The 13,028-nt window shown below is 72.0% G+C and carries 11 protein-coding genes; 1 reads left to right on the forward strand and 10 read right to left on the reverse strand.

Annotated features, from left to right (window positions below; genetic code table 11):
• Nucleotides 1-45: 45 nt before the first annotated feature.
• Together ACYVKF_RS06800 and ACYVKF_RS06805 are read right to left on the reverse strand one after the other, a co-directional pair.
• Complete coding sequence (locus ACYVKF_RS06800) at nt 46-246, reverse strand: helix-turn-helix domain-containing protein (protein ID WP_056915613.1); 201 nt, start codon at nt 244-246, stop codon at nt 46-48.
• Between the two features lie 181 nt (nt 247-427).
• Nucleotides 428-1,624 (reverse strand): acetoin utilization protein AcuC, encoded by a 1,197-nt coding sequence (locus ACYVKF_RS06805; RefSeq protein WP_460965752.1) that lies wholly within the window; start codon nt 1,622-1,624, stop codon nt 428-430.
• Nucleotides 1,625-1,731: 107 nt separating this feature from the next.
• On the opposite strand from ACYVKF_RS06805, the gene ACYVKF_RS06810 reads away from it, so the two are divergent.
• Nucleotides 1,732-2,397, forward strand: coding sequence for a potassium channel family protein (locus ACYVKF_RS06810; protein WP_056915615.1), 666 nt, complete (start codon nt 1,732-1,734; stop codon nt 2,395-2,397).
• Nucleotides 2,398-2,439: 42 nt separating this feature from the next.
• Here the strand turns inward: ACYVKF_RS06810 and ACYVKF_RS06815 are convergent, their stop codons facing one another.
• The 8 genes from ACYVKF_RS06815 to ACYVKF_RS06850 all read right to left on the reverse strand — a co-directional run bounded on the left by ACYVKF_RS06815 (nt 2,440) and on the right by ACYVKF_RS06850 (nt 12,854).
• On the reverse strand, nt 2,440-2,964 hold the full coding sequence (locus ACYVKF_RS06815; RefSeq protein ID WP_056915616.1) for a GNAT family N-acetyltransferase: 525 nt from the start codon (nt 2,962-2,964) through the stop codon (nt 2,440-2,442).
• Between the two features lie 53 nt (nt 2,965-3,017).
• The gene (locus ACYVKF_RS06820) at nt 3,018-3,530 is read right to left on the reverse strand and encodes a GNAT family N-acetyltransferase (protein WP_460965754.1); all 513 of its coding nucleotides are present in this window, start codon (nt 3,528-3,530) and stop codon (nt 3,018-3,020) included.
• On the reverse strand, nt 3,523-4,329 hold the full coding sequence (proC, locus tag ACYVKF_RS06825) for a pyrroline-5-carboxylate reductase (RefSeq protein ID WP_056915618.1): 807 nt from the start codon (nt 4,327-4,329) through the stop codon (nt 3,523-3,525). Before proC ends, ACYVKF_RS06820 begins: the two co-directional genes overlap by 8 nt.
• A gap of 37 nt (nt 4,330-4,366) precedes the next feature.
• On the reverse strand, nt 4,367-5,317 hold the full coding sequence (locus ACYVKF_RS06830; protein ID WP_460965756.1) for a proline dehydrogenase family protein: 951 nt from the start codon (nt 5,315-5,317) through the stop codon (nt 4,367-4,369).
• A 54-nt stretch (nt 5,318-5,371) separates the two neighbouring features.
• Entirely contained in the window at nt 5,372-8,650 is a 3,279-nt protein-coding gene (locus ACYVKF_RS06835) for a PKD domain-containing protein (RefSeq protein WP_460965758.1), read from the reverse strand.
• Between the two features lie 166 nt (nt 8,651-8,816).
• Nucleotides 8,817-11,264: a LamG-like jellyroll fold domain-containing protein gene (locus tag ACYVKF_RS06840; protein WP_460965760.1), complete on the reverse strand. Its 2,448-nt coding sequence runs from the start codon at nt 11,262-11,264 to the stop codon at nt 8,817-8,819.
• 133 nt (nt 11,265-11,397) lie between these two features.
• Nucleotides 11,398-12,132, reverse strand: a complete 735-nt coding sequence (locus ACYVKF_RS06845) for an ABC transporter permease (RefSeq protein WP_460965762.1) — start codon at nt 12,130-12,132, stop codon at nt 11,398-11,400.
• Nucleotides 12,129-12,854: an ABC transporter ATP-binding protein gene (locus ACYVKF_RS06850; protein WP_460965764.1), complete on the reverse strand. Its 726-nt coding sequence runs from the start codon at nt 12,852-12,854 to the stop codon at nt 12,129-12,131. The genes ACYVKF_RS06845 and ACYVKF_RS06850 overlap by 4 nt, the downstream gene beginning before the upstream one ends.
• Between the last annotated feature and the right edge of the window lie 174 nt (nt 12,855-13,028).

Raw genomic sequence — 13,028 nt, forward strand, 5'->3', positions numbered from 1 at the left:
ACTCCTCGTCCCGGTCCGCCCTCGCTGTCTGCTGCAGCCGACCGATCAGGCGGTGTCGACGTACGAAGTGCGCAGGTACTTGTGCACGGCATCCTCCGGGACCCGGAAGGACCGACCGACGCGGATGGCGGGAAGCTCACCTGCGTGCACCATGCGGTACACCGTCATCTTCGACACGCGCATGATCGAGGCCACCTCGGCGACGGTCAGGAACCGCACCTCGGCGAGCTGTCGCTCGTTGGACATTGTGAACCTCGATCTTCTACACGCGCGCATCGCCGGCTTCCCCTCCGGCGGACCTCTACGCTCGTGCAAGGGGAACTGTAGGGGCTGATGTGACTCATGGGGAAGTCAATGTGAAAACTAAATCCCCACTGTCCAGTCGACACGCCGTACGGATGGAACAGATCGCCCGAACGGACCGCCCTCAGTCGAACCAGACATCGAGGCCGTGGAGGGGAAAGACCGCCTGGCGGGTGGCCATCACCGCCCGGTCCACCTCGCTGTGCGGGTTGTAGCCCATGTCCCAGGGCTGGTGCCAGATCGGCCCCTCGGCGGGGTCGAGGTCGCCCATGCGGCGTGGGCCCTCACGCCCGAGCAGGGTCCGCACGTGGTCGAGCCAGCCCTGCGGGACGGCTTCGGTGAGCGGCACCGGCCGGTGCGCCGCGATCGCCGTGAGGTGGGTCCACGACCGCGGGACGACGTCGACGATCTCGTAGCCGCCACCGCCGAGGGCGACCCAGCGCCCCCGGCAGACCTCGTGCGACAACCGGTGCAGGGCGTCGGCGGCCGCCCGCTGGGCGTCGACCGACAGGGAGAGGTGGGCCAGCGGGTCCTGCGCGTGGGTGTCGCACCCGTGCTGGGTCACGAGGACGTCGGGCTTGAAGGCCCGCACCAGGGGCAGCGCCGTCGAGTGCAGGGCACGCAGCCAGGCGGAGTCGCCGGTGCCGGGAGGGAGGGCGATGTTGACGGCATCGCCCTGCGCCGCGGGGCCGCCGATGTCGCCGGCGAAGCCGGTGCCGGGGAACAGCGCCCGCCCGGACTCGTGCAGGGAGATGGTGAGGACGCGCGGGTCGTCCCAGAAGGCCCGCTCCACGCCGTCACCGTGGTGGACATCGACGTCCACGTAGGCGACGCGCTCGGCGCCGTGGTCGAGCAGCCACTGGATGCCGACGGCGATGTCGTTGTAGATGCAGAAGCCGGCGGCGCTCCCCGGCATGGCGTGGTGCATGCCGCCGCAGAAGTTGACCCCGTGCTCGGCGCGGCCCTCCCACACGTCGGCGCACACGGCCCTGGTGCCCTCGGCGACCCGCGCGCTTGCCTCGTGCATGCCGGCGAAGGCGGGGTCGTCCTCCGTGCCCAGGCCGAAGGCCGGGTCGGCGACCGCGGGGTCGAGCGAGGCGGCCCGCACCGCGGCGATGTAGTCGACGTCGTGGACGGTCTCGAGGACCTCGTCGCCCGGGACCTCGGGGCTGAAGACCTCGACCCCGTCCCCGTCGAAGACCCCCAGCGCGTCGCAGAGCCGCGCGGTCAGGTCGAGACGAACCGGGCTCATCGGATGACCCGGCCCGAAGTCGTAGGCGGTGAAGCCGGGGTCCCAGACCACCCGCACCTGTGAGGGCATGCGGGAACGCTACCCGTGCGTAGCCTCCGGTGGACAGCACGGTCCCACCAGCAGGGACGCGGTAGCGTGGCCTGCTCACGTCGACGACGCCGCGGAGGGCTGCTCAGGTGGGTAAGAAGCTGTACGAGGACGACGTCCTCGTCATCGGGCTCGGGCGCTTCGGCGGCTCGGTCGCCGTCGAGCTGCAGCGGCTCGGGCACCACGTCGTCGCCGTCGAGCGGGACCACGAGCTGGCCGAGACGTTCCTCGGCAAGGTGACCAAGATCGTCCAGGCCGACGCCAGCCAGCCGCAGTCCATGGCGCACCTCAAGGCGCGCAGCTTCAAGCTCGCGGTGGTGGGCATCGGTTCCTCGGTCGAGGCCTCGGTGCTCTGCGCGATGAACCTCGTGGACGCGGGGATCCCCACCATCTGGGCCAAGTCGCTGAGCCCGGAGCACGCGCGGATCCTCGAGCGGATCGGTGTGCACCACGTCATCTCGCCCGAGGCCGAGAGCGGCCGCCGCGTCGCGCACCTGCTCAACGGCAAGCTGATGGACTACATCGAGTTCGACGACGGCTTCGCCATCGTCAAGATGAAGCCGCCGCAGGAGGCCATCGGCTTCACGTTGGCGCAGAGCCAGATCCGCAGCAAGTACGGCGTCACCGTGGTGGGCGTCAAGGCACCCGAGCAGGACTTCACGTATGCCGTGCCGGAGACCAAGGTCACCGCCCACGACACGCTCATCGTCAGTGGTCCGACGGACCTGCTGGACCGGCTGGCCTCCCGCCCCTGACGGTCAGGGAAGGCGCCGACGCACCATGGTGCGCCACCTGCGTCAGAGCGAGGGGGTCCCGCGGTCCTCGCCGAGCGGCAGCACCATGGCGACCTCGTCCTCCTCGTCCTCACCCTGCTGGACCCGCATGGGACGGCGGCTGTCCGTCGGGCGGAACCCGGCGCCGCTGGCGAAGGCGACCGCGCGGCCGTTGTCCGAACCGACCCAGTAGGCGAGGTGGCTGCGTCCCTGCGCGCGCGCCTCGTCGGCGCCGGCCTGGACCAGCTGGGTGGCGACCCCGGTCCCCCGGGCCGCGGGGGTGACCCACAGCCCGAAGAGCTCGGCCACGCGGTCGTTGCCCTCCTGGGCCTGCCCCACGCTGACGACCCCGACCGTCTGACCCTCGACCTCGGCCAGCAGCCGCTGCGAGCGGCGCAGCCGGGTGCGCCAGAAGTCCTCGTCGTAGCCGCGTTCCTCGTCCAGGGAGGCCGCGAAGGCCTCCGGGGACTCCTCGAGAGCACTGAGGCGAGCAGTCTTGTACTGCTCCCACTCGTCCTCGCCCAGCCGGCGCACGGAGATCTCGCTCATGCGGACACTCTCGCACGACGGGAGCGGTTTGGTGGGGCGAGGTCACCCAGAGTTCACCGTGAGGCGTCTGTGCGCCTCCTGAGAAGGCGCTCCATCTCGAACTCGCCCACCCCCGGGTAGTGCGGCAGCTCGCCGGTCCGTCCCGTGCGGACGAACCCGACCCGCTCGTAGAAGGCAGCGGCCCGGGGGTTCTCTTCGGCGACGTCGAGGGTGACCCGGCGCAGCCCCAGCCCGGTCGCGTGCGCGAGCAGCGCCTCGACGAGGCCGTCCGCGACCCCCGTCCCTCGGGCGTGCGCCGCGACCCACATCGCCACGAGGCAGGCCTCGTCGGCGGGACGGTCCGGCACCGCCCACAGCGTCACGGTCCCCACCGGCAGGTCGCCGTGGAGAGCCAGCCAGGCCGCGCCGTCCCTGACCCGGTCGTGCCAGACCTGGTCGTCGAAGGCGATCTCGCGGGCGAAGGTGCTCCCGTAGGCACGAGGTTGGTCCAGGAGCATGGCGAAGCGCACCGCGCGGTGCACCGGCCAGTGCTCCGGGAGCACCTTGCGGATGGTCAGGTCACTCATGCCCGGAGGCGAGCTCGTGCGAACGGTTCGCGGCCGCCTCCATCGCCGTGATGAACGCGGCGCGCACCTTGTGGTCGTCCAGCTGGCGCAGGGCTGCCGCCGTCGTGCCGCCCGGGGAGGTGACCTGCTCGCGCAGCACCGTCGGGTGCTGGCCGGTCTCGCGCATCATCGTCGCGGCGCCGAACAACGTCTGGACGACCAGCTCCGTGGCCGTCGGCCGCGGCAGGCCCAGCACCACGCCGGCCTCGATCATCGCCTCGACCACGTAGAAGATGTAGGCGGGGCCGGAGCCGCTGATGGCGGTGACCGCGTCCTGGTGCTTCTCGGCGACCTGGACCACCCGCCCGCAGGAGCGCAGCAGCTCGGCCGCCTCCTCGAGGTGGACGGCGTCGGCGCTGCGCCCCGGGCTCACCGCGGCCATGCCCTGGTCGACCAGCGCCGGGGTGTTGGGCATGACGCGGACCACGGCCACCCCCGCGGGGAGCCGGCTCTCCAGCCAGGCCGTGGGGATGCCGGCGGCGAGGCTCACGACGAGGTTGCCCGCCGAGACGTGGTCGCTGATCTCCTCGACGAGCTGGCCCATGTCCTGCGGCTTCACCACGAGGACGATGGTGTCGGCGGCCTCCGCGGCCTCGGTGTTGGACAGCGCGCGCACGCCGTACTGCGCGGCGAGCTCCTCGGCCCGCCCGGGGCGTCGCGCGGTGACCACGAGGTCCCCGGCCGGTCGGCCGGACCTGATCAACCCGGAGAGCAGCGTCTCCCCCATCGTGCCGGCACCGAGGATCGCGACAGTTCCCATGGGGGCAGTCTGTCAGCCGCGCAGGCGCTCGGGCGCGTCAGTTCTTCGAGGCGAGACCGCGCAGGAAGAACATGGTGTTGGCGGGACGCTCGGCCATGCGGCGCATGAGGTAGCCGTACCACTCCTCGCCGTAGGGGATGTAGACGCGCATCTGGTTGCCGCGGTCGGCGATGCGCTTCTGCTCCTCGGGGCGGATCCCGTAGAGCATCTGGTACTCGAAGGAGTCGGCGTCGCGGTGGTGGTGGGCCGCGAGCGCGCCCGCGATCTCGATGAGCCGTGGGTCGTGGCTGGCCACCATGGGGTAGCCGTCGCCCGCCATGAGGATCTTCAGGCAGCGCACGTAGTTCTGGTCCACGTCGGCCGACGACTGGTGCGCGACCGACTCGGGCTCCTTGTAGGCGCCCTTGCAGAGCCGGACCCGGCTCCCCTCGTGCGCGAGGTCGCGGCAGTCACCCTCGCTGCGCTTGAGGTACGACTGGATGACGGCGCCCACCCACGGGAAGTCCTGGCGCAGCTCGCGCAGGGACTCCAGCGTGGCGTCGGTGGTCGTGTGGTCCTCCATGTCGAGGGTCACGGTGGTGCCGGCGTTCGCGGCCGCCTGACAGATCTCGCGCGCGTGGTCGAGGGCGATCTTGTGGCCGTCGCCCGGAAGGTACTGGCCGAGCGCGGAGAGCTTGAGGCTCACCTCGCCCATCCCGTGCTGGGAGAGGTCCGCGTCGGCGAGCGCCTTGAGCAGCTCGACGTAGTGGTCACGCGTGCGGATCGCCTGCGTGAGGTCGGTCGTGTCCTCGCCCAGGTAGTCGATCGTCGCGAGCCGGTTGGTGGCCCGCAGCTCCGCGACGGCGGCCACGGCGTCCGCGGTGGCGTCACCGGGGACGAACCGCCGGACGACGCTGCGGCTGACCGGCGCCTTCTCGATGGTCTGGCGGACCGTTCCGCTCTTGGAGAGCTGGAGCAGGGAGTTGCGCAGCAGGTCACTGGCGTCCACAGGGGTCCTTCCGACGACGATGTGGGGGCCCGGAGGCCGCCCACAAGGCTAACGTCAGGGCGCGGTGGCGACGAACGAGGGCAGCCCGAGGGTGATGGGACCGTTCGTGGCGGAACCGGACAGGTAGGCGTAGACGCCGACCGCGCCGGGCGACTGGAGGGAGGCCGTGGCGTCCGTGGAGGAGACCGTCCAGGCCGCCGGCTCGGCGGCCCCGGACCGCCACACCTTCCCGGTCAGGGTCGTCGGGTTCGTGCCGGAGGCGACCAGCCGCAGGTCGAGGCTGTCGCCGGCCGCCACGACGAGCCCCGTCAGCGGCGCCGTCGCGAGGACCGTCTCCACTCCCCCCACCGTGCGCGCGAGGTATGCCGTGGTGTCGGTCGCGGTGACCCGCACCTTGAGCCGGTAGTCGGAGGTGCCTGCCCGCCGCGCCACGACGGAGGTGAAGACGCCACCACCGGTGGTCGCCTTGTCGAACCGCATCGCCGTCCGCACGTCGGCGCCGACCGCCGAGGTGGAACCCAGGTAGGCCGAGGGCCCGCTGCCCGCGGCGAGCTGCATCGTGGCGCTGCCACCCGAGACCGAGAAGTTGGTCGCGGCCGTCGTCAGCGTCCAGGCACCGCCCGTGGCCGCCGAGCCCCAGCCGCCGGTCACGGTGCGCTCGAAGTCGTCAGCGGCGATGACGGCGGGGTCGGCCACGACGACCTGGCTGCTGGTCGTCCCCGTCGCCCCGGCGTCGTCGGTGACGGTGAGGGTGACCGTGTAGGTGCCGGGCGCGGCATACGTCCGGCTGGGAGTCACGCCGGTGGCGGTGGCACCGTCGCCGAAGGTCCACGCCCAGCTCGTGACCGAGCCGTCGGGGTCGCTCGAGCCGGAGCCGTCGAAGGTGGCGGTCAGGCCGGTCGCACCGGAGGTGAAGGACGCGGTGGGGGGCTGGTTGCCGCCGCCACCGCCGTTGCGCAGGGCGTACTGCGCCTGCACCTGCGCCTGGGTCAGGGCCGTCGGGTACACCGCGAACTCGTCGACGTTGCCGACGAAGTTGCGCGAGGTGGGGACGTTCGGCCACGGGGGCGTGGCGCCGGCCATGGTGAACCAGTCGCCGCCCACCCGCCAGTAGCCGAGGTAGGCCTCCCCCGCGGTGGTGTCGGCACGCTGGCCGACGAGGGCACCGTCGACGTAGAGCCGCATCCCGGCCGCCCCCATCGTCGCGGAGAGCATGTGCCACTGGTTGTTGTTGTAGGCGGCCGCGCTCGTGACGACCCGGGTCGAGTTGTCCTGGGCGCGGACGCCGAAGTTGACCCGTCCGGCGTTGTCCATCCAGAGCTGGCGGTCGCGGTGGTCGGAGTCGCCGAACTGCTGGTCGCCGAAACCGAAGATGCGTCCGCCGCGGGTGCTCGTGGTGCGCACCCAGGCCTGGATCGTGAAGGTGTCCGGGGCCGTCTCGGTGCCGAGTGCGTAGACCCGGCTCCAGTCGTTGTCGGTGAGCTGGGCGGCGGTGTCACCGACGATGGCTCCCGGCTGGTTCCAGTTGATCCCGGTGTTGCCCCGGCCGTCGGTGACGCCGACGCCGGGGCTGGCCGTGGTGCCCGCTGCCCGGTCGCTGACCTGGAGTCCGGAGGTCTCGTTCATCGGCCAGTAGAGGCGCGCACCCGCGGCCCGGACTGCCTGCGCGTAGGCCGTGCTCGTCGGCGAGGTCGTCGGCATGGTCACGCCCACGCTGGCGCCGTAGACGGTGTTGCCGTCGTCGTCGTTCGCGACCAGCTGGTACGTGTACGTCGCTCCCGGCGTCAGCCCCGTGTCCACGAACCCGAGCGCGGGGGTGTTCCACCAGTTCGAGCTGCTCGACGTCGTGTACCGCGGGGCGCCGAACGCACCGTTGCGGATGACCCGGTAGGCGAGGGCCAGGTCGTCACGGTCGTAGCCGGCCGTCCAGCTGACCCGCAGGGTGGATGACGACGTGGGAACCAGCCGCGGCGTGAACACCCCGGTGGCGAAGAGCGGGCCCTGCTTCGCGGGGGCGATCGGCTTGCGGGCGAAGCGCACCAGCCCCTGCTGGCCGACGCCGTTGACGGTCGGGAACTCGCCGCCGTAGAGGACGTAGTCCGCGTTGCCCGTGACGTTCCACCCCGCCTGGAACTGGCCCGTGTAGGTCCCCATGGTCATGTCCGGGAGCCAGGTCACGATGGACGGAGTCCGCGCCTTGCCCCGCCACTCGGGGTACCCCAGGGCGTCGGTGAGGATGTCGCCCTGTGCCGTGTCCGTCCACGCCATGGCGTGCAGGAAGCGCCACTGCTCGTACTGCGGCATCCCGCCGCCCTGGGTGCCGCAGTAGTGCGAGTGCTCGGCGGTGTAGACGATGCCGTTGGCCGTGAACACCGAGTAGTTGTCGCCGTGGCAGTCGGTCACCCATTCCAGGGTGGACGTGGTCACCGGGACCTTGAACGTGCCCTCGAGGTTGCCGCCCGGACCGAAGGCCCACGTCGTGCCGTAGACGAACGACCCCTGCACCCGGAGGCTGCTCACCCCGGCGTCCACCCCGGCGTTCCGGACGGCCGGGTGCCAGGTCGGGTCGAGGGCGCCGTTGACGGCCCCGATCTTGGCCAGCCCGTATGCCGCCTGCCCACCGACGTTCTGGAACGAGCCACCCGCGAAGACCCACTGCCCGTCCTCGGAGACCGTGACCGCCCAGACCGTGTAGTCGGCACCGGGGTCCCAGGGCAGCACCGCGCCGTCGGAGACGCGGAAGGCGGCCAGGTTGTTGCGCAGCTGACCGTTGCCGAGCCCCGCGAAACCGCCCCCGACGTAGACGGTGTCGGCGGTCACCGCCACGGACCGCGCCTGGGAGTTCACGCCGGTGGGGTTGAACGCCGTCACCACCGCACCGGTGGCGGGGTCGAGCGCTGCGACCCGTCGACGGGCCTGCCCGTTGACGGCGGTGAAGTCGCCGACGACGTAGAGGCGGCTGCCGTCGGGGGCCGCGGCGACGGACAGCACCTGGGCGTTGAGGGCCGGGGCGAAACCCGTCACCAGCTGGCCGGTGGTCAGGTCGTAGGCCAGGAGGTTGCTGCGGGGGACGAGGTTGGTGCCGGGCGCCGCGCCGGGTGGTCTGGCGTTGGCGAACGAGCCGCCGGCGTAGACGGTGTTGCCGATGATGACCTGGGACCAGACGACACCGTCGACCTGCACGGTCGGCAGTGCGTCGGCCGTGACCGAGCTCGCCGGCGCGGGGACGACCGGGGCGGGGGCCGCGCCGGCGGGTGTCCCTGCCGCGACGAGGAGGCCGAGCGCCAGCCCGAGGGCGGCCAGGGAGGCGGTGAGCCTGCGGGTCGGCACCATGAGGGAACCTCGGATCCGGTGTGCGGACGCCAGGTCGCGTCGGGCCTCCCCTGCGAGACACGTCGTGCGCTGTCGGACACGACCACGCTAGCCACGGACGCCGGGCACCGGATCGAGCGATCGTCGTAGGACCCCGACCGCCAGTGGTAGCAGTCCCCCGCGGCAGCTACCGGGTGCCGGTGCCGCGCAGGGCGTACTGCGCCTGCACCTGCGCCTGGGTGAGGGCGCTCGGGTAGACCGCGAACTCGTCGACGCCCCCGACGAAGTTCCGCGACGTCGGCAGGTTCGGCCAGGCGATGCTCCCGCGTGCCGCGGTGAGCAGGTCGCTGCCCACCCGCCAGTAGCCGAGGTAGGCCTCGCCCGACGTGGTGTCGGTCCGCTGGCCCACGAGCACCCCGTCGGCGTACAGCCGCATCCCGGCGGGGCTCATCGTCGCGGTCAGCTGGTGCCACCGGGTGTCGTTGTAGGGACCGGTGCTCGTGACCACCCTGGTCGTGCCGTCCTGGGCGCGGACGCCGAAGTTGATGCGTCCCGCGTTGTCCATCCACAGCTGGCGGTCCGCGTGGTGGGAGTTGGCGTACTGCAGGTCCCCGAAGCCGAGGATCCGGCCGCCCCGGGTGGTCGAGGTGAGCACCCAGGCCTGGACGCTGAACGTGTCCGGGGCCGTCTCCGTCCCCAGCGCGTGGATGCGGCTGTAGGCACTGTCCGTGAGCTGGACGGCCGCGCTCCCGTCGATAGCCCCGGGACGCCCCCACCCGATCCCGCTGGCGCCGGTGCTGTCGGTGTCCGCCAGCCCGTCGGTGACGCCCACCCCCGTCGAGGTCGTGGTGCCGGCTGCGCGGTCGGTGACCTGCAGTCCGGCCGGCTCGTCCATCGGCCAGTACAGCCGCGCACCGGCCGCGCGGACGGCCTGGGCGTACGGAGTGCTCGGTGGCACGGCTAGGGGCATCGTCACCGTGGTGGTGGCGCCGTAGACGGTGTTGCCGTCGTCGTCGTTCGCGACCAGCTGGTACGTGTACGTCGCTCCCGGGGTCAGCCCGGTGTCCACGAACCCGAGCGCCGGGAGGTTCCACCAGTTCGACGGTGCCGTGGTGGTGTACCGCGGGCTGCCGTAGGCGCCGCCCCTGACCACGCGGTAGGTGAGGAAGAGGTCGTCACGGTCGTACCCGGCCGCCCAGCTGACCCGCACGGCGGACGACGACGTGGGAACCAGCCGCGGCGTGAACACCCCGGTGGCGAACAGCGGTCCCTGCTTCGCGGGCGCGATCGGCTTGCGGGCGAAGCGCACCAGCCCCTGCTGGCCGACGCCGTTGACCTTCGGGAACTCACCGCCGTACAGGATGTAGTCGTCGTTCCCGACGACGCTCCAGCCCGCCTGGAACTGGCCGGTGACGGTCCCGCTGGTCATGCTCGGCGTCCAGCTGACGATCGACGGCGTCCGCGCCTTGCCGCGCCAGTCCGCATAGCCGAGGGCGTCGGTGAGGATGTCGCCCTTCGCCGTGTCGGTCCAGGCCATCGCACGCTGGAAACGCGTCGGGCTGTCCTGCGGCATCCCGCCGCCCTGCGTGCCGCAGTAGTGCGTGTGGCTCGTGGTGTAGACGATCCCGTGGGCCATGTAGGCGGAGTAGTTGTCGCCGTGGCAGTCGGTCACCCACTCGAGGGTGGACGTGGTCACCGGGACCTTGAACGTGCCCTCGAGGTTGCCACCGGGACCGAAGTGCCACGTGGTGCCGTAGACGAAGGCCCCCTGCACCCGGAGGCTGCTGATGCCCGCGTCCACGCCCGCGTTGCGCACCGCGGGGCGCCAGGTGGGGTCGAGCGTCCCGTTGCCCGCGCCGATCTTGGCCAGCCCGTATGCCGCCTGCCCACCGACGTTCTGGAACGAGCCACCCGCGATGACCCACTGCTGGTCCTGCGAGACCGTGAGGGCCCAGACCGTGTAGTCGGCACCCGGGTTCCAGGCCCTCGTCGCGCCGTCCGAGGCACGGAAGGCCGCAAGGTTGCTGCGGAGCAACCCGTTGCCGAGGCCGGCGAAGCCACCACCCACGTAGACGGTGTCGGCCGTCACGGCCACCGCCCGCGCCTGCGAGTTCACCCCCACGGGCTTGAACGCCGTCACCAGGGCCCCGGTGACCGCATCGACGGCAGCCACCCTGCGGCGAGCCTGTCCGTTCACCGTGGTGAAGTCCCCCACGAGGTAGATGCGACGACCGTCGTTCGACGCCGCCAGCGAGAGCACCTGGGCGTTGAGGGTCGTGACGAAACCCGGGACCAGCCGACCGGTGGTGAGGTCGTAGGCGAGCAGGTGGGTCCGGCGGGTGAGGTTCGTGCCGGGTGGGGCCCCCGCCGGTCGGGCGTTGAGGAAGGACCCCCCGACGTACACCGTGTTGCCGACGATGACCTGCGACCAGACGACGCCGTCGACCTGCACCGTGGGCAGGGCGTCGGCCGTCACGGTGTCAGCGGGGGTCGGGACCACCGGCGCCGGCGCTGCGACGGCCGGCAGGGGCGCGAGGCAGAGGGCGACCGCAGCAAGGACCGCAGCCAGGACGGTGGTCACGACCGTGGTGAGGACCAGGGTGGGCCGCGCGCGGGGCGATCGGGTGGATCCCATCGTGGCCCCCTGCTGCGACGCTGACGGCGAAGGTCGGGACGGCGGGGCCGCCGGAACCCACTGCACGTCGATCACGCTAGCCACGCCCCACGGGTCGCAACTCCTGCGATCGTCGTAGGGCGTCGGGAAGGTCCTAGGCCGTGCGTCGCCGCAGGGTGAGGCTGCCGAGCACCAGGGAGGCGACCACCCAGCCGACGATCACCGTCGCGTCGGCCGTCACGTCCTGGCCGGGGCTGGCACTGGTGGTGACGACCTTCATGGCGTCCACGGCATACGAGAGGGGCAGCACGTCGGACACCACGTGCAGGACGATGGGCAGGCGGTCGCGGGCCACGAGCAGCCCGCACAGCAGGAACTGTGGCAGCACGAACGCCGGCATGAACTGCACGGCCTGGAACTCGGTGCGGGCGAACCCGCTGGCGAGCAGGCCGAGGGCCGAGCCGAGCAGGGCGTCGAGGACGGCCACCACGACGAGCTGCCACACCGGGCCGGCGACGTCGAGGCCGCACACCCAGACCGCGAAACCCGTTGCCACCAGGGCCTGCAGGACCGCCATCACCCCGAAGGCGAGGGCGTACCCCAGCATGAAGTCACCCTTGCCCATCGGGGTGGCGAGCAGTCGCTCGAGGGTGCCCGAGGTGCGTTCGCGCAGGGTGGCCACGCTCGTCACGATGAACATCACGACGAAGGGGAACACCCCGAGCAGTGGCGCGCCCAGGGCGTCGAAGACGGGGGTGTCCTGGAAGATCCACGCCAGCAGCCCGATGAGCACGCAGGGCACGACGAGCATCAGGGCGATGGTCCGGTGGTCGGCCCGCAGCTGGGCCAGCACCCGGCCGGCGGTGACGACGGTGCGGTGCACGTTCATCGGGCAGCCTCCTCGGCTCGGTCGATGAGGGCCAGGAAGGCGCCCTCCGCATCGGTGGCACCGGTGCGTTGGAGCAGGTCGGGCAGCGTCGCGTCGGCCAGGACCTCGCCGTCGCGCAGCAGCAGGAGCCGGTCGCACCGCGCGGCCTCGTCCATCACGTGGCTCGAGAGGAGCAGCGAACGGCCTTGTGCCGCAAGGCGGCCGAACAGGTCCCACAGGTCGCGTCGCAGGACCGGGTCGAGACCGACGGTCGGCTCGTCGAGGACGAGCAGCTCCGGGTCGCCGACGAGGGCACAGGCCAGGGAGGCCCGGGACCGCTGGCCGCCGGACAGCCGACCCACGGGCGAGTCGGCGTGGCTGCCGAGGTCGACGGCGGCGATGGCCTCGTCGACCGACGTGCGCGGGGCCCCCAGGATCGAGGCGAAGTAGCGGACGTTCGCCCGGACCGTGAGGTCGTCGTAGACGCTGGGGCTCTGGGTGACGTAGCCGATCCGGTGGCGCAGGGTCGGCGACCCGGCGGGCTCGCCGAGGACACGGACCGACCCGGCTGCCACGACCTGGACCCCGACGACCGCGCGGATCAGGGTGGACTTCCCGCTCCCGCTCGGGCCGAGCAGGCCCACCACCTGACCGGCGGGGACACGCACCGACAGCCCCGGGATCACCGTGCGCCCTCCTCGGACGACCCGGAGCCCGTCGATCTCCACGGCGTTATTCATCATGCGATGAAATGTACTCCCGGTTCGGGCGCCCGACAAGGGGGCGCGCGCGGGAAGGTGCGCCGGATGGGTGCGCCGGATGGGTGCGCGGACGGGTGCCACGGCGGTGCGGCAACAGCTGCGACGACAGGTTCGGCGGCAGGTGCGCCGGGGGCTACGTCACTGATCGCGCAGTGC

The organism is Pedococcus soli, assembly GCF_054782575.1.

Coding starts and splice junctions, on each gene's coding strand:
- ACYVKF_RS06845 (WP_460965762.1), bottom strand. CDS start 12,132: ATGAACGTGCACCGCACCGTCGTCACCGCCGGCCGGGTGCTGGCCCAG.
- ACYVKF_RS06835 (WP_460965758.1), bottom strand. CDS start 8,650: ATGGTGCCGACCCGCAGGCTCACCGCCTCCCTGGCCGCCCTCGGGCTG.
- ACYVKF_RS06840 (WP_460965760.1), bottom strand. CDS start 11,264: ATGGGATCCACCCGATCGCCCCGCGCGCGGCCCACCCTGGTCCTCACC.
- proC (WP_056915618.1), bottom strand. CDS start 4,329: ATGGGAACTGTCGCGATCCTCGGTGCCGGCACGATGGGGGAGACGCTG.
- ACYVKF_RS06850 (WP_460965764.1), bottom strand. CDS start 12,854: ATGATGAATAACGCCGTGGAGATCGACGGGCTCCGGGTCGTCCGAGGA.
- ACYVKF_RS06815 (WP_056915616.1), bottom strand. CDS start 2,964: ATGAGCGAGATCTCCGTGCGCCGGCTGGGCGAGGACGAGTGGGAGCAG.
- ACYVKF_RS06820 (WP_460965754.1), bottom strand. CDS start 3,530: ATGAGTGACCTGACCATCCGCAAGGTGCTCCCGGAGCACTGGCCGGTG.
- ACYVKF_RS06800 (WP_056915613.1), bottom strand. CDS start 246: ATGTCCAACGAGCGACAGCTCGCCGAGGTGCGGTTCCTGACCGTCGCC.
- ACYVKF_RS06805 (WP_460965752.1), bottom strand. CDS start 1,624: ATGCCCTCACAGGTGCGGGTGGTCTGGGACCCCGGCTTCACCGCCTAC.